The sequence below is a fragment of the Pseudomonas sp. NS1(2017) genome, assembly GCF_002269425.1.
In the GTDB taxonomy this organism is placed as follows: domain Bacteria; phylum Pseudomonadota; class Gammaproteobacteria; order Pseudomonadales; family Pseudomonadaceae; genus Aquipseudomonas; species Aquipseudomonas reactans.
The window spans coordinates 746136-770106 of record NZ_CP022960.1 but is presented as its reverse complement, the minus strand read 5'-3'; the positions used below and the strand labels follow the sequence as shown (position 1 = coordinate 770106).

The 23971-nt window shown below is 61.6% G+C and carries 18 protein-coding genes and 1 pseudogene; 12 read left to right on the top strand and 7 right to left on the bottom strand.

What is annotated here, in order from left to right:
- Window positions 1–9 precede the first annotated feature (9 nt).
- Window positions 10–2187, bottom strand: coding sequence for a malate synthase G (locus CI807_RS03740; RefSeq protein WP_095013773.1), 2178 nt, complete (start codon window positions 2185–2187; stop codon window positions 10–12).
- Window positions 2188–2453: 266 nt separating this feature from the next.
- Between CI807_RS03740 and CI807_RS03735 the strand changes: the two genes are divergently transcribed.
- The gene (locus tag CI807_RS03735; RefSeq protein ID WP_095013772.1) at window positions 2454–2966 is read left to right on the top strand and encodes a glycine cleavage system protein R; all 513 of its coding nucleotides are present in this window, start codon (window positions 2454–2456) and stop codon (window positions 2964–2966) included.
- A 223-nt stretch (window positions 2967–3189) separates the two neighbouring features.
- Here CI807_RS03735 and rarD read toward each other — a convergent pair whose 3' ends face one another.
- The 5 genes from rarD to CI807_RS03710 all read right to left on the bottom strand — a co-directional run bounded on the left by rarD (window position 3190) and on the right by CI807_RS03710 (window position 8807).
- Entirely contained in the window at window positions 3190–4074 is an 885-nt protein-coding gene (gene rarD / locus CI807_RS03730) for an EamA family transporter RarD (RefSeq protein WP_016977837.1), read from the bottom strand.
- A gap of 55 nt (window positions 4075–4129) precedes the next feature.
- The gene (locus CI807_RS03725; protein ID WP_016977838.1) at window positions 4130–5104 is read right to left on the bottom strand and encodes a serine/threonine protein kinase; all 975 of its coding nucleotides are present in this window, start codon (window positions 5102–5104) and stop codon (window positions 4130–4132) included.
- Between the two features lie 165 nt (window positions 5105–5269).
- Window positions 5270–7168, bottom strand: coding sequence for a PhoX family phosphatase (locus CI807_RS03720; RefSeq protein WP_095013771.1), 1899 nt, complete (start codon window positions 7166–7168; stop codon window positions 5270–5272).
- A 78-nt stretch (window positions 7169–7246) separates the two neighbouring features.
- Window positions 7247–8011, bottom strand: a complete 765-nt coding sequence (locus CI807_RS03715) for a TOBE domain-containing protein (RefSeq protein ID WP_095013770.1) — start codon at window positions 8009–8011, stop codon at window positions 7247–7249.
- A 58-nt stretch (window positions 8012–8069) separates the two neighbouring features.
- Complete coding sequence (locus tag CI807_RS03710) at window positions 8070–8807, bottom strand: ComF family protein (RefSeq protein ID WP_095013769.1); 738 nt, start codon at window positions 8805–8807, stop codon at window positions 8070–8072.
- A gap of 92 nt (window positions 8808–8899) precedes the next feature.
- On the opposite strand from CI807_RS03710, the gene bioB reads away from it, so the two are divergent.
- The 10 genes and pseudogenes from bioB (at window position 8900) to CI807_RS03660 (ending at window position 21225) form a co-directional block, all read left to right on the top strand.
- A complete protein-coding gene (gene bioB / locus CI807_RS03705) occupies window positions 8900–9955 on the top strand; it encodes a biotin synthase BioB (protein ID WP_016977842.1) in 1056 nt (351 codons plus the stop codon).
- A gap of 3 nt (window positions 9956–9958) precedes the next feature.
- Window positions 9959–11140 (top strand): 8-amino-7-oxononanoate synthase, encoded by a 1182-nt coding sequence (gene bioF, locus CI807_RS03700; protein ID WP_095013768.1) that lies wholly within the window; start codon window positions 9959–9961, stop codon window positions 11138–11140.
- On the top strand, window positions 11133–11864 hold the full coding sequence (locus tag CI807_RS03695; protein ID WP_095013767.1) for an alpha/beta fold hydrolase: 732 nt from the start codon (window positions 11133–11135) through the stop codon (window positions 11862–11864). The genes bioF and CI807_RS03695 overlap by 8 nt, the downstream gene beginning before the upstream one ends.
- Window positions 11857–12669: a malonyl-ACP O-methyltransferase BioC gene (bioC, locus tag CI807_RS03690; RefSeq protein WP_095013766.1), complete on the top strand. Its 813-nt coding sequence runs from the start codon at window positions 11857–11859 to the stop codon at window positions 12667–12669. The genes CI807_RS03695 and bioC overlap by 8 nt, the downstream gene beginning before the upstream one ends.
- Window positions 12666–13346, top strand: a complete 681-nt coding sequence (bioD, locus tag CI807_RS03685) for a dethiobiotin synthase (RefSeq protein ID WP_095013765.1) — start codon at window positions 12666–12668, stop codon at window positions 13344–13346. Before bioC ends, bioD begins: the two co-directional genes overlap by 4 nt.
- 106 nt (window positions 13347–13452) lie before the next feature.
- The gene (locus tag CI807_RS03680; protein ID WP_016977847.1) at window positions 13453–13734 is read left to right on the top strand and encodes a hypothetical protein; all 282 of its coding nucleotides are present in this window, start codon (window positions 13453–13455) and stop codon (window positions 13732–13734) included.
- Window positions 13735–14060: 326 nt separating this feature from the next.
- Window positions 14061–15866 (top strand): phenylacyl-CoA dehydrogenase, encoded by a 1806-nt coding sequence (locus tag CI807_RS03675; protein ID WP_016977848.1) that lies wholly within the window; start codon window positions 14061–14063, stop codon window positions 15864–15866.
- Window positions 15867–16173: 307 nt separating this feature from the next.
- Window positions 16174–17463: a diguanylate cyclase gene (locus CI807_RS03670; RefSeq protein ID WP_095013764.1), complete on the top strand. Its 1290-nt coding sequence runs from the start codon at window positions 16174–16176 to the stop codon at window positions 17461–17463.
- Between the two features lie 90 nt (window positions 17464–17553).
- Window positions 17554–19323: pseudogene (locus CI807_RS03665) on the top strand (acyl-CoA dehydrogenase C-terminal domain-containing protein).
- 123 nt (window positions 19324–19446) lie between these two features.
- Window positions 19447–21225: an acyl-CoA dehydrogenase C-terminal domain-containing protein gene (locus CI807_RS03660; RefSeq protein WP_095013763.1), complete on the top strand. Its 1779-nt coding sequence runs from the start codon at window positions 19447–19449 to the stop codon at window positions 21223–21225.
- A gap of 226 nt (window positions 21226–21451) precedes the next feature.
- Here CI807_RS03660 and CI807_RS03655 read toward each other — a convergent pair whose 3' ends face one another.
- Window positions 21452–22351 carry a LysR family transcriptional regulator gene (locus CI807_RS03655; protein WP_095013762.1) on the bottom strand — a complete coding sequence of 300 codons (900 nt, stop codon included), beginning with the start codon at window positions 22349–22351 and terminating at the stop codon, window positions 21452–21454.
- Window positions 22352–22560: 209 nt separating this feature from the next.
- Between CI807_RS03655 and CI807_RS03650 the strand changes: the two genes are divergently transcribed.
- Window positions 22561–23823 (top strand): aspartate aminotransferase family protein, encoded by a 1263-nt coding sequence (locus tag CI807_RS03650; protein ID WP_095013761.1) that lies wholly within the window; start codon window positions 22561–22563, stop codon window positions 23821–23823.
- The last annotated feature ends 148 nt before the right edge of the window (window positions 23824–23971 follow it).

The following is a 23971-nucleotide window of genomic DNA, read 5'->3' as shown; positions in this document are numbered from 1 at the left end:
CTTTTTCATTTACAGGCCGTTCTTAGCCTTGAACTCCCGACGCCGACGGTGCAACACCGGCTCGGTATAGCCATTCGGCTGCTTCGTCCCTTCAATCACCAACTCCACCGCTGCCTGGAACGCGATGTTGCTGTCGAAATCCGGTGCCAGTGGACGGTACAACTTATCCCCCGCGTTCTGACGGTCCACCACCGGCGCCATGCGCTTGAGGCTTTCCATCACCTGGTCTTGGTTGACGATGCCGTGGCGCAGCCAGTTGGCGATGTGCTGGCTGGAGATACGCAGGGTGGCGCGGTCTTCCATCAGGCCCACATCGTTGATGTCCGGCACTTTCGAGCAACCGACGCCCTGGTCGATCCAACGGACCACATAACCCAGGATGCCCTGGGCGTTGTTGTCCAGTTCGTTGCGGATCTCTTCGTCGGACCAATCGGTGTTGCTGGCCAGAGGAATGGTCAGGATGTCGTCCACCGACGCACGCTCACGCTTGGCAAGCTCGGCCTGGCGGGCGAATACATCAACCTTGTGGTAGTGCAACGCGTGCAGCGCAGCCGCCGTTGGCGACGGTACCCAAGCGGTGTTGGCGCCGGCCAATGGGTGGGCAATTTTCTGTTCGAGCATCGCCGCCATCAGGTCGGGCATGGCCCACATGCCTTTACCGATCTGCGCGCGACCTTGCAGGCCAGTGCTCAAACCGATATCGACGTTCCAGTTTTCGTAGGCGCCGATCCATTTTTCTGCCTTCATCGCCGCCTTGCGCACCATCGCGCCGGCTTCCATGGAGGTGTGGATCTCGTCGCCGGTACGGTCGAGGAAGCCAGTGTTGATAAACACCACGCGCTCGCTGGCTGCCTTGATACAGGCCTTGAGATTAACCGTAGTACGGCGCTCCTCGTCCATGATCCCGACTTTCAGCGTGTTGCGCGGCAGGCTCAGTACGTCTTCGATGCGGCCGAACAGCTCGTTGGTGAACGCGGCTTCTTCCGGGCCGTGCATCTTCGGCTTAACGATGTACACCGAACCGGTGCGGCTGTTCTTGCGGCTGTTGTTGCCGTTGAGGCTGTGGGTCGCGGCGAGGCTGGTGACCAGGCCGTCGAGGATGCCTTCCGGCACTTCGTTGCCGTCTTTGTCGAGGATCGCATCGATGGTCATCAGGTGACCCACGTTGCGCACGAACAACAGCGAGCGGCCGTGCAGCGTCACGTCCTGGCCATCCACGCCGGTATAAACGCGGTCGGCGTTCATCGTGCGGGTGAAGGTCTTGCCGCCCTTGGCGACTTCTTCCGTCAGGTCACCCTTCATCAGGCCGAGCCAGTTGCGGTAGATCACCACTTTGTCGTCGGCATCGACGGCGGCGACGGAGTCTTCGCAGTCCATGATGGTGGTCAGCGCGGCTTCCATCAGCACATCGTTGACGCCGGCGGCGTCGGTCTGGCCGACCGGGGTGCTGGCGTCGATCTGGATTTCGAAGTGCAGGCCATTATGTTTCAGCAGGATCGCAATCGGCTCAGCCGCAGGGCCCTGGAAACCGATCAACTGTGCGTCGTCGCGCAGGCCGCTGTTGCTGCCGCCCTTGAGGCTGACGATCAGCGTGCCGTCGACAATCTTGTAACCGGTGGAATCGACATGGCTGCCGGCGCTGAGCGGTGCGGCCTCATCGAGGAAGGTGCGGGCGAAGGCGATGACCTTGTCGCCACGTACCTTGTTGTAGCCCTGGCCCTTTTCGGCGCCGTCGGCTTCGCTGATGGCGTCGGTGCCATACAGCGCGTCGTACAGCGAGCCCCAGCGCGCATTCGAGGCGTTGAGGGCAAAGCGGGCGTTCATCACCGGCACTACCAGCTGCGGGCCGGCCATGCGGGCGATCTCGTCATCGACGTTTTGGGTCGTGGCCTGGAAATCCGCGGCTTCTGGCAGCAGGTATCCAATGTCTTGCAGGAAGGCTTTGTAGGCCACCGGGTCGTGCGCCTGGCCGGCATGAGTCTGGTGCCAGGTATCGATCCGCGCTTGGAAATCGTCGCGTTTGGCGAGTAGGGCTTTGTTCTTCGGGGCCAGGTCATGGATGACCTTGTCGGCACCGGCCCAGAACTGGTCGGCAGTAATGCCGGTGCCGGGAATGGCTTCGTTGTTCACGAAGTCGAACAGGACTTTGGCGACCTGCAGGCCACCGACTTGAACGTGTTCAGTCATTGCTTGCCTCACTCTGCACAGCTTAAGCGCTTTTTAGATTTTCATTATGTAGTGCCAGGTTGCGCATACTACATGATGACTTGCGGTTGTGAAAATTAGACTAAATACGTCGTTTAGCGACCCACTTTGGTCGTACGGTCACAGCGGAGAATCGGATGTTCTCAAAAAACTATTGGATTGTTCCAGATAAATATAAAAATGGTACACGATTTGTTATCGAGGGCCTTCGGGTCCACCTTGTAGATTGAATTCCAGAGGGCGTTGCCATGGACCATCTTGTACTCACAATTATCGCCGCCGACAAACCCGGCCTCGTCGAGCGCATCGCGCAGAACATCGCTGCCCACGGTGGCAACTGGCTGGAAAGCCGCATGGCGCACATGGCCGGGCAGTTTGCCGGGATCCTGCGGGTTGGCGTGCCTACAGAGAACCGTCAGGCGTTGGTTGGGGCGCTGGAGGATTTATCGACCCATGGCATTCGCGTGCTGGTGGGCGAGGGCAGCAGCGGGCAGGCCTCGGCGTCCAAGTCGATCATGATGACGCTGGTGGGCAATGACCGTGCGGGCATTGTGCGCGAGATCACCGCGCTGCTGAGCAAGCAAGGCGTGAACCTGGAGAGCCTGAGCACCGATGTGCGCCCGGCACCCATGAGCGGTGATCCGTTGTTTACCGCCGAGGCGCTGTTGCAGGTGCCGACCGCGTTATCCCTGGACACCTTGCAGCTGTCCCTGGAAACCCTGGCCGATGACTTGATGGTGGAACTGCACCACGAGGAATAATCTGCCCACAGGGTTATGCATGGAAATCTTGCATGGGCCTGTGGATAACCTGTAGAGACCCCTCGCCAGCCCACACCGGCCGGGGCTCTTCGCTGATTGAGCAAAAAATGAGCAATTTCAAAAGCTTGTGCACAAATGGCGGGGATCAGGTTGTGGATAACCTTGGGGTGGATGTCTGCAAGCCACGCCCGCTGTGGCTTGCAGGGGTTTGTACGTTATTTGATCAGCGTTTGCGCGCGCTAAGCCAGATATCCACGCTGTACACCACCAGGCCCGCCCAGATGAAGGCGAAGGCGGTCAGGGTGCTCGGTGCCAGGTGTTCGCCGAACAGCAGCACGGCTTCCAGCAACACCAGGGTCGGTGCGACGTACTGCAAAAAGCCCAGCGCGGTGTAGGGCAAATGCCGTGCGGCGGCGTTGAAACACACCAGCGGGATCAGCGTCACCGGGCCGGCCGCCACCAGCCACCAGGCTTCGGACGTACTCCAGAATGCCATCTGCGCGCTATGGGCGGTCGGGTTGAACAGCAGCCAGGCAATCGCAATCGGCACCAGCATCCAGGTTTCCACCACCAGCCCCGGTAGCGCCTTGACCGGCGCCTGCTTGCGAATCAGCCCGTAGAAACCGAAGGTCAACGCCAGCACCAGCGACACCCACGGCAAGCTGCCGACCTGCCATACCTGTTGCGCCACACCCACGGCCGCCAGCCCGACGGCGACCCACTGCAAGCGGCGCAGGCGTTCACCCAGGATCAGCATACCCAGCACCACATTCACCAACGGGTTGATGTAGTAACCCAGGCTCGCTTCCAGCATGCGCCCGGTGTTCACCGACCACACATACGTCAGCCAGTTACCCGCGATCAGTGAGCCACTGAGGGCCAGGATCGCCAGGCGCTTGGGGTTGTCGCGCAATTCGCGGAACCAACCGGGGTGCTTCCACACCATCAACAGCAAACCGCCGAACAGTGCCGACCACAACACGCGGTGCACGATGATCTCGGCGGCGGGCACGCTGGCGATGGCTTTGAAGTAGAGCGGGAACAGACCCCAGATGACGTAGGCACTCAGGCCCAGGATGTACCCCTTGCGGGGGTTGGCGGCTTGCATTGCAGAATCCTTGCTTAGGCAGCTAACAAAGCGCGATTGTAAGGATATTTGTCCGTCAAAACAGCTTCAACGGCTCTTCATTCAAGGCGGCCAATTGCTCACGCAACGCCAACACCTGATCGCCCCAATAACGCTCGCTGCCAAACCACGGAAAACTGTGGGGAAACGCCGGGTCGTCCCAGCGCCGTGCCAGCCAGGCGCTGTAGTGCATCAGGCGCAAGGCACGCAGCGGTTCGATCAGCGCCAGTTCACGCGGGTCGAAGTCATGGAATTCCTGGTAGCCGTCCATCAATTCCGACAACTGCCCCAGACATTCCTGACGATCACCGGCGAGCATCATCCACAGGTCCTGTACCGCCGGGCCCATGCGGCAGTCGTCCAGGTCGACGATATGGAACATCTCGTCGCGGCACATCATGTTGCCGGGGTGGCAATCGCCGTGCATGCGGATGTTTTTGTGCGGCGTGGCCTTGTACACCTCTTCCACACGCTTGAGCAGGTCGCGGGCCACGGACTCGTAGGCCGGCAGCAGGCTCTTGGGGATGAAATTGCCTTCAAGCAAGGTGGTGAGTGAGTCGTGACCGAAGTTCTTCACACCCAAGGCTTCGCGGTGTTCGAACGGGCGGGTGGAGCCCACCGCATGCAAACGGCCGAGCAATTGCCCAAGGCGATACAGCTGATCGAGATTGCCCGGCTCCGGCGCACGGCCGCCACGGCGGGGGAACAGGGTGAAGCGGAAACCGGCGTGCTCGAACAGGCTTTCGCCGTTGTGGATCAGTGGCGCGACCACCGGGACTTCGCATTCGGCCAGTTCGAAGGTGAAGCGGTGTTCTTCGAGGATCGCCTCGTTGGTCCAGCGCTGCGGCCGATAGAACTTGGCGATCAGCGGTTCCGAGTCTTCGATGCCCACTTGATAGACGCGGTTTTCGTAGCTGTTGAGCGCCAGGACGCGAGCATCGCTGAGGAAACCGATGCTTTCGACAGCGTCGAGCACCAGGTCGGGTGTGAGTGTTTCAAACGGGTGGGCCATGCGAACTCCTGCGCGCAGCAGGGCGCCGCGTCCGGCCGGGTATGGTAACCCTGTAGGAGCGAGCTTGCTCGCGAAAAACCTGAGCGCGCCTCGGGGCATCAGGCTTTGCGCGTTATCGTTGACGTTTTTCGCGGGCAAGCCCGCTCCTACAGGGACTGTGGTCTATCAGGCGCCGACGATGCCGCCATCATCCCGCCGAATCGCCATCACCGACGAGCGCGGCTTGCCATTCGGCAGATGCTCCGGCCAGGTCGAGCCGCCGGTTTCGCCTGGGTGCTGGATCCCCACGAACAGCGTCTTCTGATCCGGCGAGAAGCTGATGCCCGTCACTTCACAGGCCACCGGTCCTACCATGAAGCGGCGAATTTCCCCGGTGGAAGGGTCGGCACACAGCATCTGGTTATTGCCCATGCCGGCGAAGTCACCCGCGTTGCTGTAGTCCCCATCCGTAAGAATCCACAGGCGCCCGGCCTTGTCGAAGCCCAACCCGTCTGGACTGTTGAACATGTTCTGCGGGTTGATATTCGACGAGCCACCTTTGGGCGTACCGGCGTGCACGCCCGGGTTGCCGGCTACCACAAACAGGTCCCAGCTGAATTCGGTGGCGCCGTGGTTATTGGCGTCGGCCTTCCAGCGCAGGATTTGGCCGTAGACGTTCTTCTCGCGCGGGTTGGGACCGCCCACCGGCTGGCCGTCTTCACCGCGCTTCGCGTTGTTTGTCAGGGTGCAATAGACCTGGCCGTCGGTGGGGCTGACCACGATCCATTCGGGGCGGTCCATGCGTGTGGCTTTCACCACGCTGGCGGCGAGGCGCGCGTGGATCAGCACTTCGGCCTGGTTGGCGAAGCCGGTGCTGGCGTCGATGCCGTTTTTGCCGTGGGTCAGCTCGACCCATTGGCCCTTGCCCTTGGGGTGGTCGGCGTTGCCGTCGCCCGCGTCGAAGATCGCCACATACAAGGTGCCGTGGTCGAGCAGGTCTTTGTTGGCCTTGGGGTTCTTGTGGTTGATCTTGTCGCGGCTGACGAACTTGTAGATGAACTCGCCGCGCTCATCGTCGCCCATGTACACCACGGCGCGGCCGTCGCGGGTTTCCGCCAGGGCAGCGTTTTCATGCTTGAAGCGGCCCAGGGCAGTGCGTTTGGCCGGGGTGGATTGCGGGTCGAACGGGTCGATTTCCACGACCCAGCCGTGACGGTTGAGTTCGTTGGGGTTCTTCGCCATATCGAAACGCGGGTCGTGCTGGTGCCAGTTGATGTCCTTGCTGGCGGCGACAACGCCATAACGTTTCTGCCCGGCATCGAAGGTCTGTTGTGGGTTGCTGCTGCCGAAGCAGTCGGTGAAATTCTCTTCACACGTCAGATAAGTGCCCCACGGCGTCTTGCCGTTGGCGCAGTTCTGGAAGGTGCCCAGGGCCTTTTTGCCAGATTTGTCGGCGCTGGTTTTGAGCCAGTCGTGACCGGCGGCCGGGCCGCTGAGGCGGATCGGCGAATTGCCGTGGATGCGGCGGTTGTAGCGCGAGTCCTGCACGAACTGCCAGGTGTCGCCCTTGCGCCGCACTTCGATCACCGACACGCCTTCGCTGGCCTGGGCCTTGTGCACGTCTTCGGCCGACTGCGGCGCGCCGCCGTGGGCGAAGAGGTAGCGGTAGTTGGTGTATTCGTTGTTGATCGCCATCAGCGCGCGATTCTCGTCGCCGGGGAAGGCAAACAGGCTCATGCCGTCATTGTTGTCGCCGAACTGCTGTTCCTGGGCCTTGGCCGTGCCGTTACCGGACGGGTCGAAGGCCGGCGCGCTCTTGCTCAACGGCTGGCCCCAACTGATCAGCACCGAAGCGCTATAGCCCGGCGGCAAAGTAATGGCGTCGCTGGTGGCGGCGGCGATGCTGGTGAACCCCAGCAACGGGCTGGCGCTGGCGGCGTTGACGGCGAGGGCGCTGCGGGTCAGCAGGTTGCCACCCAGGAACATCGCGGCGCCACACAGGGCACCAGCGCCGATAAAGCGGCGACGGGTGAGGCCGATCATCTGTTCAAGGTCGGTGGCTTGGTTTTCTTCTAATAGGCTCATCTCAGGCTCCCTGCGGTTTTTGCAGACACCATAAGGAGCGGGCGTGACGAAATTGTTGCAGTTTAAATAGCGGGCCGCTTACACCGGCGTGCCGAGCAGCACATTGCTCGGCGCAAATTGCACCTGGATCGCTTTGCCTTCGGTCACGCGCAGCGCCTTGAGCGTGGCGGGCTGCGCCAGGGCGCATAAAACCTGGCCGTTGGGCAGGGTGACGCGCACTTCGCTGGGCCCGTCCTCGGCGTCGAGAACGGCGTCGACGATGCCGCTCATGCAATTGTGTCCAGTTGTTGCGGGAGCCTCGAGTGCCAGCAATTCCAGCCAGCCGGCCTTGATCAATGCGACCACTTCTACCCCGGTTTCCAGCTCCAGCCGCTGCGTGCTGTCATGGGTGATCTGTGCAGCCAGGGTCAGCCCGCCGGCCAGTTGCAGGCGGATCAGATCATTGCGGCCATGCTGCTCGATGGCGACGACCTGACCATGCAATTGATTACGCGCGCTGGTGCGCAGCATCAAACGGCCGAGCAGGTTGAAATCGCTGGCGGCTTCGTCCGAGCCCAGCACTTCGGCCTGCAGTACTTGCAGGCGTTGATAAAGACGCAGCACGCGCTCACCTTCCGCCGTCAACTTGGCGCCGCCGCCGCCCTTGCCGCCGACGCTGCGTTCCACCAGCGGTTTTTGCGCCAGGTTGTTCAACTCGTCGATGGCATCCCACGCCGCCTTGTAACTCAAGCCGGCACTTTTTGCGGCGCGGGTGATGGAGCCCTGCTCGGCGATATGCGCCAGCAAGGCAATGCGCTGGGGACGGCGGATGATGTGTTGGCTGAGGGACGTTGGCAGAGACATGGGGATACGCTTCGATGTGATGGACTGAACGTTGCGGCCAAGGTGGGACGGAGTCAAGTCAACTGCCCGGTTTGGGCGTGCGGGCCAGGCAGTACACATCGACCTGCAGCGCCCCGGTATTCATCAACAACCGCGCCAGGCTGTGGGCGGTGGCGCCTGTGGTGAGCACGTCGTCCACCAGTGCAAAGTGACGGCCTTGCACCTGTGCGTCGGGCGCCAGGGCGAAAGCGCCGAGCAGGTTGCGTTGTCGGGTCTTGGCATCGAGGGCCTGTTGGGCGACGGTTTCATGAGGGCGTAATAACAGGTGTTCATCGTAGGGGATGTTCAGGTCGCTGCTGAGCCAGCGCGCCAGCATCAACGCCTGGTTATAGCCGCGTTCCCGCAGGCGCTTGCGCGCCATCGGTACCGGCAGCAGGCAGTCGGGGCGAGTGAGTTCGGTGTTGTCGAAGCGATGTTGCAGGTGCTGGGTCAACAGCCGAGCCAGCATCTGCCCCAGAGGCCAGCGCGCTTGGTGCTTGAAGCGGCTGATCAGGCTGTCGATCGGAAAGCTGTAGGTCCAGGGCGCGATCACCTGTTTAAAGGCCGGCGGATGTTTCTGGCATTGGCCGCAGATCAAGCCCTCCATCGGCAGGGGTAGGGCGCACAGGGTGCAGTGTTCTATCAGCCACGGCAGCTCGGTTTCGCAGACGTTGCACACAGAGTCGGCTGATTCCGTTGCCTCATCGCAGATTAAACATGTCTGGGTGTTTTTTAACCAGATGTAAACCTTGTGTTTGTAGTCAGGTTGACAGTGCATGAATCTTCCTTAAATATGCCGAGCATCCGTGTCGTGCCTGTGGGTATTGCCCTTCCCGCAGCGCTTGCCAAAGCATAATCAAGGAATCGCCCATGAGCGCCAGCACCACCGCCACCTTGCGTCACGATTGGTCCCTCGCCGAAGTCAAAGCGCTGTTCGTGCAGCCGTTCAATGACCTGCTGTTCCAGGCGCAGACCGTGCACCGCGCGCATTTCGACGCCAACCGTGTACAAGTGTCGACGCTGCTGTCGATCAAGACCGGCGCCTGCCCGGAAGATTGCAAATATTGTCCGCAGTCTGGCCACTACAACACTGGCCTGGAAAAAGAGAAGCTGATGGAAGTGCAGAAGGTCCTCGAAGAGGCTGCCCGCGCCAAAGCCATCGGCTCGACCCGCTTCTGCATGGGCGCCGCCTGGAAGCACCCGTCGGCCAAAGACATGCCCTACGTGCTGCAGATGGTCAAAGGCGTGAAGGCCATGGGCCTGGAAACCTGCATGACCCTCGGCCGCCTCGATCAGGACCAGACCGAAGCCCTGGCCCAGGCCGGCCTGGACTACTACAACCACAACCTCGATACCTCGCCGGAGTTCTACGGCAGCATCATCACCACCCGCACCTACAGCGAACGCCTGCAAACCCTGGCCTACGTGCGGGATTCGGGGATGAAGATCTGCTCCGGTGGCATCCTCGGCATGGGCGAGTCCCTCGATGACCGCGCCAACTTGCTGATCCAACTGGCCAACCTGCCGGAGCATCCGGAGTCGGTGCCGATCAACATGCTGGTGAAGGTGGCCGGTACGCCGCTGGAAAACGCCGAAGACATCGACCCGTTCGACTTCATCCGCATGCTCGCCGTGGCGCGCATCCTGATGCCGCAGTCCCATGTGCGGCTGTCCGCTGGTCGTGAAGCAATGAATGAGCAGATGCAGGCCCTGGCGTTCTTCGCCGGCGCCAACTCTATTTTCTACGGCGACAAACTGCTGACCACCGCCAACCCACAGGCGGACAAGGACATGCAACTGTTCTCGCGCCTGGGCATCCTGCCGGAAGCCCGTGAAGAACACGCGGATGAAGTGCATCAGGCGGCGATCGAGCAGGCGCTGGTGGAGCAGAAGAGCAGCGAGCAGTTCTATAACGCTGTGGTGTGAGAGATGTCCTTCGATCTCGCCGCGCGCCTCGCTGCCCGCCGTGCCGAACATCTTTACCGCCAACGCCCGCTGCTCGACAGCCCCCAAGGCCCGGAAGTGGTGGTGGACGGCAAGCCGTTGCTGGCGTTCTGCAATAACGATTACTTGGGCCTGGCCAATCACCCGCAAGTGATCGAGGCTTGGCGCGCCGGTGCATCCCGCTGGGGCGTGGGCGGCGGTGCTTCGCACCTGGTGGTCGGGCATGCGACGCCGCACCATGAGCTGGAAGAAGCCTTGGCCGATCTCACCGGTCGCCCGCGTGCGCTGCTGTTTACCACCGGCTACATGGCCAACCTCGGTGCGGTCACGGCGTTGGTGGGGCAGGGCGATACGGTGCTGGAAGACCGACTCAACCATGCCTCGCTGCTGGATGCGGGCCTGCTCTCGGGGGCGCGTTTCAATCGCTACCTGCATAACGACGCCGCAAGCTTGGCTAAGCGCCTGGAGAAAGCCACCGGCAATACCCTGGTGGTCACCGATGGCGTGTTCAGCATGGACGGTGACCTGGCCGACCTACCCGCGCTGGCCCGTGAAACCAAGGCCAAAGGCGCCTGGTTGATGGTGGATGATGCCCATGGTTTTGGCCCATTGGGCGCCAACGGCGGCGGTATCGTCGAGCACTTCGGTCTGAGCCAGGAGGACGTGCCGGTACTGGTTGGCACCCTCGGCAAGGCGTTCGGCACAGCCGGCGCTTTTGTGGCGGGCAGTGAAGAGCTGATCGAAAGCCTGATCCAGTTCGCGCGCCCGTACATCTACACCACCAGCCAACCGCCGGCCCTGGCCTGCGCCACCTTGAAAAGCCTGGAGCTGCTGCGCACCGAACATTGGCGGCGTGAGCACCTCAACGGCCTGATCCGTCAGTTCCGCCAGGGTGCCGAGCAGCTCGGTCTGGACTTGATGGACAGCTTCACTCCGATCCAGCCGATTCTGATCGGCGACAGCGCCAAGGCCGTGCGCCTGTCGCAAATGCTGCGCGAGCGCGGCCTGATGGTGACGGCGATCCGCCCACCGACCGTGCCGGCCGGCAGTGCGCGTTTGCGCGTGACGTTGACGGCGGCCCACACCGAGGCGCAGGTGCAGCTATTGTTAAACGCATTGGAAGCGTGTTTCCGCGTTTTAAGCCGTTCGGAGCCCGACCATGCGTAATCGACTGATATTGCTGCCCGGCTGGGGCCTCGGTGTATCACCGCTGGAGCCGTTGGCCGCTGCATTGCAAGGTCTGGACGAACACCTGCAGGTGCAGATCGAGCCCTTGCCCGCGTTGGGTTCCAGCGACCTGGATGAGTGGCTCGACGAACTTGATGCCACGCTGCCGGACAACGCCTGGCTGGGTGGCTGGTCCTTGGGCGGCATGCTGGCTTCGGAGCTGGCGGCGCGGCGTGGCGAACGTTGTTGCGGCCTGCTGACGCTGGCGAGCAATCCGTGTTTCGTCGCCCATGAAGGTTGGCCCAGCGCGATGCCCGCCGAGACCTTCGATGCGTTTCTCGCCGGTTGCCATGCCGACTCCCAAGTTACCCTCAAGCGCTTCGGTTTGCTGTGCGCCAAAGGCGCCGAAGACCCACGTGGGTTGTCGCGCTTGCTGGTCAGCGGCGCACCCAATACCCCATCAACGGTGCTGATGCCCGGCCTCGAACTGCTCGCTCAACTCGACACCCGTGAAGCCTTGCTGGCGTATCGCGGCCCGCAGTTGCACCTGTTCGCCGGGCTGGACGGATTGGTGCCCGCCGAAGCCGCCAGCGACCTGCTGGCACTGCTGCCTGATGTTGAAATCGGCCTGATTGAACAGGCCGGCCACGCTTTTCTTCTGGAAGACCCTCACGGTGTTGCGGGGGCCATCCAGGCTTTTTTGCATGAGTGTGTCGATGACTGATTTATCCCACGCCCCGCTGCCAGGCGCGTTACCCGACAAACGCCAGGTGGCGGCGTCCTTTTCCCGTGCAGCCGCCAGTTACGACAGCGTTGCCGAGTTGCAGCGGTCGGTGGGCAGCCAATTGCTGGCGCGCTTGCCGGCCGACATTGCGCCACAACGCTGGCTGGATATGGGCTGCGGCACTGGTTATTTCAGCCGCGTGCTGGCCGAACGTTTGCCCGCCAGCCAAGGCATTGCACTGGACATCGCCGAAGGCATGCTCAATCACGCACGCCCATTGGGTGGTGCCCAGCACTTCATCGCCGGCGATGCCGAGCGCTTGCCGCTTAAAACTGACAGCTTGGAGCTGATCTTCTCCTCCCTCGCGGTGCAGTGGTGCGCGAACTTCGAAGCCGTGCTCAGTGAGGCCTCTCGCGTGTTGCAACCGGGAGGCACGCTCGCTTTTGCCAGCCTGTGTGTGGGCACCCTGGAAGAGCTGCGCGAAAGCTGGCGCGCGGCGGATGGCCTGGTTCACGTCAACCGCTTCCGTACGTTCGAGGCTTATCAACAACTGTGCGCGGCCAGCGGCCTGCGGGTGGTGAGCCTGGAGCGCCGCGCCCATGTGCTGCATTACCCGGACGTGCGCAGCCTCACCCATGAATTGAAAGCCCTGGGTGCGCATAACCTCAACCCTGGCCGGCCGGGAGGGTTGACGGGGCGCGCGCGGATTGTTGCACTGGTGCAGGCGTATGAGCGGTTCCGCCAGGCCCAGGGCCTGCCGGCGACTTACCAAGTGGTGTATGCCGTACTGGAGAAACCTCTATGAACGCCGCCTACTTCATCACCGGCACCGACACCGATGTCGGCAAGACCACCGTCGCTGCTGGCCTGCTGCACGCGGCGCGACAAGCTGGCAGAAGCACTGCCGCCGGCAAACCCGTGGCTTCCGGCTGCCAGGTCACGCCCAAAGGCTTGCGCAACGCCGATGCACTGGCGTTGTTGGCCGAATGCTCGTTGCCCCTGACGTACGCCGAGGTCAACCCGGTGGCGTTCGAGCCGGCCATCGCGCCGCATCTGGCGGCGCGGGAGGCGGGCGTATCGCTGACTGTGCAATCCTTGCTCAAACCCATGCAGCAGATACTGGCGCGAGAAGCGGATTTCACCTTGATCGAAGGCGCAGGCGGTTGGCGGGTGCCTCTGGCTGATCAGGCGAACCTGTCGGATTTGGCCATGGCGCTCAAGCTGCCGGTGATCCTGGTGGTGGGCGTGCGCCTGGGATGCATCAGCCATGCCCTGCTCACCGCCGAAGCCATCGCCCGTGACGGTTTGCAACTGGCCGGGTGGGTGGCGAATATCATCGACCCCAAGACCTCTCGTCTGGAAGAAAACCTCGCCACCCTGGCCGAGCGGCTGCCTGCACCGTGCCTGGGCCGCGTGCCGAAACTCAAGCAGGCGGGGGCTGAAGCGGTGGCGGAATACTTGCAGCTGGACCTGCTTGACTGATTTTGGCTATCGCTAAGGCATTATGCCATTAGTGTTTTTGACGGGCGTTTTGCGGGCGACTCTGCTTCAATCACGGTTCACGATTCTCTAAAGGCAGGCTTACGCCATGGAAATCTCTGGAAGCAGCGCGTTTTATTCGGGCCTGAGCAGCATTCAGACCGGGCAGAACCGTGTCGACCAGGCCGCCGGTAAAATTGCCAGCGCCGCGACGACCCAGCCCTCGGATGCGCAAAGCGACCGACTGCAAGCCAATGACCGCGCCCAGCCGTCCAACTCGGCCAGCAACATGGTCGAAATGGCCCAAGGCAAGTTTCAGGTGGAGCTCGGCGCCAAAGTCGCCAAGGCTTCGGATGAAATGCTCGGCACCCTGATCGACACCTACGCTTAATCCCATCCGTCCTACGCGGTCCTTGTAGGAGCGAGCTTGCTCGCGAAGAAATCCCAAGCACCGCGTGCATCCAGACCGCACCCGTCATCGTTGACGTTTTTCGCGAGCAAGCTCGCTCCTACAAAAATCCTCTATCTCTCCTAAAGTCATGTGGCACCCCGCCGCAGGCGTCGCCGTGCGCGCCGTTGATTCACGTCATGACAAACGGCATCCGGACGACGCTTGACATCCCCAGGTGGTAAACGTATGTTTCAAACACCTGTTTGACCGCCACAACAATTCCACGCGGTTGTTCATTCCAGATACATCAGCAGAGGTTTATCGCTATGCCTGACTACAAGGCCCCCTTGCGTGATATTCGCTTCGTTCGTGACGAACTGCTTGGCTATGAAGCGCACTATCAGAGCCTGCCGGCTTGCCAGGACGCTACCCCAGACATGGTTGACGCCATCCTTGAAGAGGGCGCCAAGTTTTGTGAGCAAGTACTGGCACCGCTGAACCGCGTGGGCGACATCGAAGGCTGCACCTGGAGTGAGTCGGGCGTTAAAACCCCAACCGGTTTCAAAGAAGCCTACAAACAATTCGTCGAAGGCGGCTGGCCAAGCTTGGCCCACGACGTGGAGCACGGCGGCCAAGGCCTGCCGGAATCCCTGGGTCTGGCAGTCAGTGAAATGGTCGGCGCCGCCAACTGGTCGTGGGGCATGTACCCGGGCCTGTCCCACGGTGCGATGAACACCATCTCCGAGCACGGTACTCCCGAGCAGCAAGAGGCTTACCTGACCAAACTGGTGTCGGGCGAGTGGACCGGCACCATGTGCCTGACCGAGCCACACTGCGGCACCGACCTGGGCATGCTGCGCACCAAGGCCGAGCCTCAGGCTGACGGTTCCTACAAAGTCTCCGGTACCAAGATCTTCATCTCGGCCGGTGAACACGACATGGCCGACAACATCGTCCACATCGTACTGGCCCGCCTGCCGGACGCACCGGCTGGCACCAAAGGTATCTCGCTGTTCATCGTGCCGAAGTTCCTGCCGAACGCCGACGGTTCGATCGGCGCGCGCAACGCCGTGACCTGTGGATCCCTGGAACACAAGATGGGCATCCACGGCAACGCCACCTGCGTGATGAACTTCGACGCGGCCACCGGTTTCCTGATCGGCCCGGCGAACAAAGGCCTGAACTGCATGTTCACCTTTATGAACACCGCTCGCCTGGGAACCGCGCTGCAAGGCTTGTCCCACGCCGAGATCGGCTTCCAGGGCGGCCTGAAGTACGCTCGCGATCGCCTGCAAATGCGCTCCCTGACTGGCCCGAAGGCGCCGGACAAAGCCGCCGACCCGATCATCGTGCACCCTGACGTGCGCCGCATGCTGCTGACCATGAAAGCCTTCGCCGAAGGCAACCGTGCGATGGTGTACTTCACCGCCAAGCAAGTGGACATCGTCAAATACGGCACCGACGACGAAGCCAAGAAACAGGCCGACGGCCTGCTGGCCTTCATGACTCCGATCGCCAAGGCGTTCATGACCGAAGTCGGCTTCGAGTCTGCCAACCACGGCGTACAGATCTACGGTGGCCACGGCTTCATCGCCGAGTGGGGCATGGAGCAGAACGTTCGCGACAGCCGTATTTCGATGCTGTACGAAGGCACCACCGGTATCCAGGCCCTCGACCTGCTGGGCCGTAAAGTGCTGATGACCCAAGGCGAAGCGCTCAAGGGCTTCACCAAGATCGTGCACAAGTTCTGCCAGGCCAACGAAGGTAACGAAGCCGTCAAAGAGTTCGTTGCTCCGCTGGCTGCACTGAACAAAGAGTGGGGCGAGTTGACCATGAAGGTCGGCATGGCCGCGATGAAAGACCGCGAAGAAGTGGGTGCCGCCTCGGTGGACTACCTGATGTACTCCGGTTACGCGTGCCTGGCTTACTTCTGGGCTGACATGGCGCGCCTGGCTGCCGAAAAACTGGCTGCCGGCACCACCGAAGAGGCGTTCTACACCGCCAAGCTGCAGACTGCGCGCTTCTACTTCCAGCGCATTCTGCCGCGTACCCTGGCCCATAAAGCCACCATGCTGTCGGGCGCAAACAACCTGATGGACATGAAAGAAGAAGACTTCGGCCTGGCTTACTAAGCCTTACCGGGTTCACTTCAAGAGCCGCCGCTCCTTCACGGGAGCGGCGGCTTTTTCGTTTCTTTGTAGGAGCGAGCTTGCTCGCGAAAAAACCACAAGCACCGCGTTTATTCAGACGCCCCCCATCATCGTTGACGACCTTCGCGGGCAAGCCCGCTCCTACAGAAAGCGTTGCAACAAAAAACTCAGGGAATGCCAGTGGCTGCCGTTACAGTGATGGCAATGTGATACATGCGTGCCAGGTTGTGCTTAACTGTCGGCGTAAAGGCACAGTGCCATCATCTTTTTGCGGGTCGGAGTTTTACCCTTGTCGCGCGTGTCCGCTGTACGTTTCAGTCATTTTTTACCTTCGTTGCTGCTCTTGCTGGCCGGGCTCTCGGCTGCGTACGTCAAGGACCTCAACGTCTTCTTCACGTCGCTCTTCAATGTGTTGCCGACCCTGGTGCTGTTGCTCGGCGGTTCGTATTGCGCGGTGTATCGCCGTCAGCGCGAACTGTTCCTGATGATCACGGTGTACATCGCCTACTTCCTGCTGGATACCCAGACCGATTTCTACCGCGACAACGGTCGCGTGCGCGAAGACGCGGCCGTGGTGTTTCACCTGTGCTGCTTGCTGTTGCCGTTGTTGTTCAGCATCTATGCCCTGTGGCAGGAGAAGACCCACCTGTTCCGCGACTTCGTCGCCCGTGGCGCGGTGCTGCTGGCGGTGGGTAGCGTGGCGCTGGCGCTGGAGCAGAGTTATCCCCAAGCCGTGCTGAACTGGTTGGCGGAAATTCGCTGGCCGGCGCTGCATGGCAGTTGGATGAGCCTGATCCAGCTGTCGTATCCGATGTTTCTGATCGGTTTCCTGACCCTTGCGGCACAGTACTGGTACCAGCCGCGCCCGCTGCACGCGGCGCAACTGGTGGGCCTGCTGGGCCTATTCTGGATGTTGCCGCAGACTTTCATCTTGCCGTTTACCCTGAACATCATGTGCAGCCAGGTGATGCTGATGATTGCTGCCGGCGTGGCCCACGAGGCTTATCAAATGGCCTTCCGCGATGAGCTCACCGGCTTGCCGGGGCGCCGCGCGCTGAACGAGCGCATGCAGAGGCTGGGGCGCAACTATGTGTTGGCGATGAGCGACGTCGATCACTTCAAGCGCTTCAACGACACCCACGGCCATGATGTCGGTGACCAGGTGCTGCGACTGGTGGCGAGCAAGTTGTCCAAGGTCAACGGCGGCGGGCGGGCTTATCGCTACGGTGGTGAAGAGTTCGCCGTGGTGTTCGCCGGCAAGACGGTCGAGGAGTGCTTGCCGCACCTGGAGGAGATCCGCGAGATCATCGCGGATTACGATATCAAGCTGCGCAATGCCGACCGCCCTCAGGACGACCACCAGGGCCGTCAACGCCGTGCGGGCAGCGGTGCATCGAGCGTTTCGGTGACCATCAGCATCGGCGTGGCCGAGCGCCAGGCCGAGCAGCGCACGCCCGAAGAGGTGCTCAAATCCGCCGACCAGGCGCTGTACGCCGCCAAGGGGGCCGGACGTAACTGCGTGGTTGCAGCCGGGCAAACCCGTCGTGGCGCGGTGCGCACAGAGGGCGCTGCCGGTTGAGTGATGGCGCTGTATTCAGCAGCGCTACAGTGATTGTCCGAGGCAATGCCCGGCAGTAGGTTGAAACCATCTGCTGACGGAGACATTGCCATGCCTGACTACAAAGCTCCCCTTCGTGACATGCGTTTTCTGATCGACAACGTGTTTGATTTCCACGGCCATTACGCCGCCTTGGGCGCGACCGACGCCAGCCCGGACATGATCAGCGCGATTCTCGAAGAAGGCGCCAAATTCTGCGAAAACGTGCTCGCACCGCTCAACCGCAGCGGCGACGAAGAAGGCTGTCATTTCGACAACGGCGTGGTCACTACGCCCAAGGGTTTCAAGGAAGCCTTCGCCCAGTATGTGGAAGGCGGCTGGCACGGCCTGGCGGCAGACCCGGCCTACGGCGGCCAGGGCTTGCCGTCGTCGCTGGGCCTAGTACTCAGCGAGATGATCGGCTCCAGCAATACCTCTTGGGGTATGTACCCAGGTCTGACCCACGGCGCGATGTCGGCGATCCACGCCCACGGCACCGCCGAGCAGAAAGACACGTTCCTCACCAAACTCACCGCCGGCGAATGGACCGGCACCATGTGCCTCACCGAAGCCCATTGCGGCACCGACCTGGGCCTGATCAAGACCCGCGCCGTGCCCCAGGCGGACGGCAGCTATGCGGTCACCGACAGCAAGATCTTCATCTCGGCCGGCGAACATGACATGAGCGCCAACATCATCCACCTGGTACTGGCCAAACTGCCGGACGCGCCGGCGGGCACCAAGGGCATCTCGCTGTTTATCGTGCCCAAGTTCCATGCGGATTCGGGCGAGCGCAACGCGGTGCACTGCGGCTCCATCGAACACAAGATGGGCATCAAGGGTTCGGCCACCTGCGTGTTGAACTTCGACGGCGCGAAGGGCTTTCTGATCGATGAGGCGAACAAAGGCCTCAACTGCATGTTCACCATGATGAATCACGCGCGCCTGGGCACCGGCATGCAGGGCTTGTGCAATGGCGAGGCGAGCTTCCAGGGCGCGATCAAATACGCCAACGACCGCCTGCAGATGCGCTCGTTGACCGGCGCCAAGGCTCCGGATAAAGCCGCCGACCCGATCATCGTGCACCCCGATGTGCGCCGCATGCTGCTGACCATGAAGGCCTTCAACGAAGGCAACCGCGCTCTGACCTACTTCACCGCACAGTTGCTCGACACCGCGCACCTGAGCCGCGACGCCACCCAGCGTCAGGACGCCGAAGACCTGCTGGCGTTCCTCACGCCGATCTGCAAAGCCTTCATGACCGACACCGGCCTTGAGGTGACCAACCACGGCATGCAGATCTTCGGCGGCCACGGCTACATCCGCGAATGGGGCATGGAACAACTGGCCCGCGACGCACGGATTGCGCCGATCTATGAAGGCACCAACGGCATTTAGGCCCTCGACCTGTTGGGGCGCAAGGTGCTGGGCAGCCAGGGTAAGTTGCTGCGTGGCTTTACCAAGATTGTGCATAAGTTCTGCGCGGCGAATGCCGAGCACCCGCAGCTCAAGGCCTATGTGGCGCAGCTTAGCCAGCTGAATGGAGAGTGGGGCGAACTGACCACTAAAGTCGGCATGGCCGCGATGAAGAATCCCGATGAAGTCGGTGCGGCGGCCGTGGATTACTTGATGTACAGCGGCTACGTGATCCTTGCCTACCTGTGGCTGCGTATGGCGATGGCTGCCCTTGAGCAACCGGACTCGGATTTCTCCAAGGCCAAGCTCGCGACCTGCGACTTCTATTTCAAGCGCCTGCTACCGCGTACCGCCACCCACCGTGCTGCGGTGGAAGCGGGCAGCGAATGCCTGATGAGTCTGCCTGCGGAGGCATTTGCGCCGTAGTGACTTAAAAATACCGATCAGTCACAAGTGGACCCTATGTGTCTGAAAAGTTGTTCGGGTACACTCTGAGCCTGTAAAACCGACTCTTACCGAATTACTTTTCACGTTCTCACGAGGTTTGCCATGGCTGATTACAAAGCGCCGCTGCGTGATATGCGCTTCGTCCTCAACGAAGTCTTTGAGGTCGCCACCACTTGGGCCCAATTGCCGGCATTGGCAGACACCGTTGACGCCGAAACCGTAGAGGCCATCCTCGAAGAAGCCGGCAAGGTCACCGCTAAATCCATCGCCCCGCTCAGCCGCGGTGGCGATGAGCAGGGTTGCCGCTGGGACAACACCGCGGTGTTCACGCCGGACGGTTTTCCACAGGCCTACAAAACCTATGCCGAAGGCGGCTGGGTTGGGGTAGGTGGTGACCCGATGTTCGGCGGCATGGGTATGCCCAAGGCGGTGTCGGCCCAGGTTGAAGAGATGATCAACTCGTCGAGCCTGGCGTTCGGTTTGTACCCGATGCTGACCTCCGGCGCCTGCGTGTCGATCAACACCCACGCCAGCGAAGCACTGAAAGCCGCTTATCTGCCGAAGATGTATTCCGGTGAATGGGCCGGCTCCATGTGCCTGACCGAAGCCCATGCCGGTACTGACCTGGGGATTATCCGCACCAAGGCCGAACCACAGGCGGACGGTTCCTACACAGTCAGCGGCACCAAGATCTTTATCACCGGTGGCGAACACGACCTCACCGACAACATCATCCACCTGGTGCTGGCCAAGCTGCCGGACGCACCGGCCGGTCCCAAGGGCATCTCGCTGTTCCTGGTGCCGAAGTTCATGGTCAATGCCGACGGCAGCCTGGGCGCACGTAACACCGTGAGTTGTGGTTCCATCGAGCACAAGATGGGGATCCAGGCGTCGGCGACCTGCGTGATGAACTTCGACGAGGCCGTGGGCTACCTGGTGGGTGAGCCGAACCGTGGCTTGGCGGCGATGTTCACCATGATGAACTACGAGCGTCTGGGTGTGGGCATCCAGGGCCTGGCGTCCGGCGAGCGTTCCTACCAGAACGCCATCGACTATGCGCGCGACCGCGTGCAAAGCCGTGCACCGACCGGCGCACAGCATAAAGACAAAGTGGCCGACCCGATCATCGTGCACCCCGACGTACGGCGCATGCTGTTGACCATGAAGGCCGCGAACGAAGGCGGCCGGGCGTTCTCCACCTATGTGGCGACGCAACTGGACATCGCCAAGTTCAGCGACGATGCCGTTGCGCGTGAGCGCGCCGATAACCTGGTTGCGCTGCTGACCCCGGTAGCCAAGGCGTTCTTGAGCGACCTGGGCCTGGAAACCACCGTGCTCGGCCAACAAGTGTTCGGCGGCCATGGCTACATTCGCGAGTGGGGCCAGGAGCAATTGGTGCGGGACGTGCGCATCACCCAGATCTACGAAGGCACCAACGGCATCCAGGCCCTGGACTTGATGGGGCGCAAGATCGTCGGCAGCGGCGGGGCGTTCTACACCCTGTTTGCCGATGAGATCCGCGCGTTCATTACCTCGGCGGGTGCCGAGCTGAGTGAGTTCACCAAACCGCTGGGCGCAGCGGTGGATAACCTGGATGAGCTGACCGCCTGGGTGCTGGACCGCGCCAAGACCAACCCGAATGAAATCGGCGCGGCGTCGGTGGAGTACCTGCACGCCTTCGGCTACATGGCCTACGCCTATATGTGGGCACGCATGGCCAAGGCCGCGTTGGGCAAGGAGTCTGAAGAAGATTTTTACGCCAGCAAGCTGGGCACTGCACGTTTCTATTTCGCCCGCTTGTTGCCACGCATCCACTCGCTGAGTGCGTCGGTAAAATCCGGTAGCGAATCGCTGTTTTTGCTGGATGAGGCACTGTTCTAAGGGCTTGGAGGGCGTGTAAGCATTCTCTTACATGACGTGCTGCTAATCGTCCTCTATCGCCATATTGGATCCACGGATAATCTACTTCACATGGACGTCGCGCAGGAAGCGCAAAGCAACAACACGGACACGTAGGATTCTGCCAGGACGGCGGAGTGAAATGGATGTCAGGGAAACAGTCTGCAAAGCCCCGCTTCGGCGGGGTTTTCTTTTGCCCGCGAAAAACTCAGGCGGGCGCCTGTGGCGCGTTCATCACGTCTTCTAGCAGGGTGCGCAGTAACGCCACCGTTGCCTGCTGGCGTTGGACATCGCGGCACACCAGGCCGACTTTCAGCGGCACCCTGGGTTCACTCAAGGGTTTCCATAGCAGCGACTGACTGTTGTGTTCGTCCTGCGAGCGCCCCGGCAGCACCGTCGCCAGTTTTGTGTGCGGCAGACTGTCGAGAATCCCCACCATGGTGTTCAACTCTGCCTGAACTTGCGGGCGTCTTCCGAGGTTGGACAGCTGTCCTTGCCAGATCTGCCGGACCTGGAACTCTTCCCCCAGCAGCAACATCGGCAGCTCCGCCGCCTGCTTCAGCGAGACTTTCTTGAATTCCCGCAGGGGATGGTCTTCGGGGATGACGACTTTCAGCTCATCTTCGTACAGCAACACGCCGTGCAGCCCCGGCTGGCGTGGCGGCAAGTAGCTTATGCCGATATCCAGCGAGCCGTTGAGCAGTCGTCGCTCGATCTCAAGTCCGGTCAATTCGTAGATCTGCACCACCAGATGTGGCTGGGCCTTGCGCACGCGCTCGAGCATTTGCGGCACCAGGCTGGTGTGCACGGTTTGCAGCACGCCGATGGCCAGGGTGCGCATCGCCTGGCCCTTGAAGTTGCGCAGGGCTTCAACCGCCTGTTGCATGCCATCGATCAGCGGCAAGGCATGGTTGTACAGCGTGTGCGCCGCCAGCGTCGGCAGCAGCCGCTTGCTGCTGCGCTCGAACAGACTCACATCCAGGTTCTGCTCCAACTGGCGAATCTGCTGGGACAGCGCCGGCTGGGAGATCGACAGGCGCTCGGCGGCACGGCCTACGTGGCCTTCCTCATACACCGCGACGAAATAACGCAGTTGCTTGAAATCCATAAGACTTACTTATCGAAAAAGCTGGAAAAACGAAATGGCTGTTGGCCCCCGAGGAGCCTAGTCTAGCGCCTATTCGCAGGGCTTACAGGGCCGGATCGGGCAATGAACAGCGTTTATGTTGATGACGTTTGCATAGGAAAGGCAAAAAACCTCAAGGCAGTATTGGCGTGTCGCACCGACCAAGGTCCGGTTGCTATTGGGGGTGAGCTATGAATCTGTTCCGTCGCCCCGCACCGAGCCTGGACGATTTGATTTTCGAAGCGCCCAGCGATACTTCTTCTTGCGACTCCCTGATGCCCTCCGTCGCTCGCCCGCCGCAAGTTTTCGTACGCGGCCAGGGTTCCTGGCTGTGGGACAGCGACGACCATGCCTACCTGGATTTCAGCCAGGGCAACGCGGCCAACAGCCTCGGCCACAGCCCGCAGGTGCTGATCAAGGCACTGGCCGACCAGACCCAGGCGCTGATCAACCCCGGCAGCGGCCTGCATAACCGCGCTCAACTCAACCTCGCTGAGCGTCTGTGCCATCGCACCGGCAGCGATCAGGCTTACCTGCTCAACACCGGCGCGGAAGCCGTTGAAGCGGCGATCAAGCTGGCGCGCAAATGGGGCCAGCTGCATCGCGGGGGAGCGTATCGCATCCTCAGTGCCAGCGCCGGTTGCCATGGCCGCAGTTTTGCCGCGATGTCGGCTTCGGCGGGAGGCCCGGAAAATCGTTTTGAACCGCAATTGCCCGGCTTCAGCCATGTGCCCTTCAACGACCTGCCGGCGCTGCATGCGGCAGTCGATGCGCAAACCGTCGCCATCCTGCTCGAACCGATCCAGGGCGAAGCGGGCGTCATCCCTGCGACCGAGCATTACCTCAAAGGCGTCGAGCGTTTGTGCCGTGAACTGGGGATCCTGCTGATCCTCGACGAAGTACAAACCGGCATGGGCCGCTGCGGCAGCTTGCTCGCCGAGCAGCAATACGGCGTACGTGCCGACATCACCACCCTCGGCAAAGGCCTGGGCGGCGGGGTGCCCCTCGCAGCGCTGCTGGCACGGGGCAAAGCCTGTTGCTTCGAAGTGGGCGAGCTGGAAGGCACCCACCATGGCAACGCGCTGATGGCGTCGGCCGGACTGGCTGTACTCGACTCCGTGCTGGAGCACGGCTTTATGGATCACGTGCGTGAGACCGGCTTTTACCTGGGCGAAGGTCTTGCCCGCCTGGCCTACCGCTACGACCATGGTCAATTGCGTGGCCATGGCCTGATGTGGGGCCTGACGTTGTCGGATGATTCTGCGGATGCTGTTGTAAAAGCGGCGCTGCACGAAGGTCTGATCCTCCAAGCTCCGCAACCCAACTGCCTGCGCTTCACCCCGGCCCTGACTGTGAGCAAAAGCAACATCGACGAAATGCTCCTGCGCCTGGCCCGCGCCTTCTCCCGCGTGCGTACCGCCCAACTGCAATGCCGCAAGGGCATCGCCGTTTAACCCCCTACTCCTGAACCGTCTCGCGGTCTACGCGGCGCCTCCGGCCTGATTCTTTTGGCTGGGGGCGTTTTTTTGGGTGTGTCATTTTTGGATTGAAAATGTTGATTGAGCGTTTGTGAAAACAATGGCTTTTTAGCGGGCGTCGGCA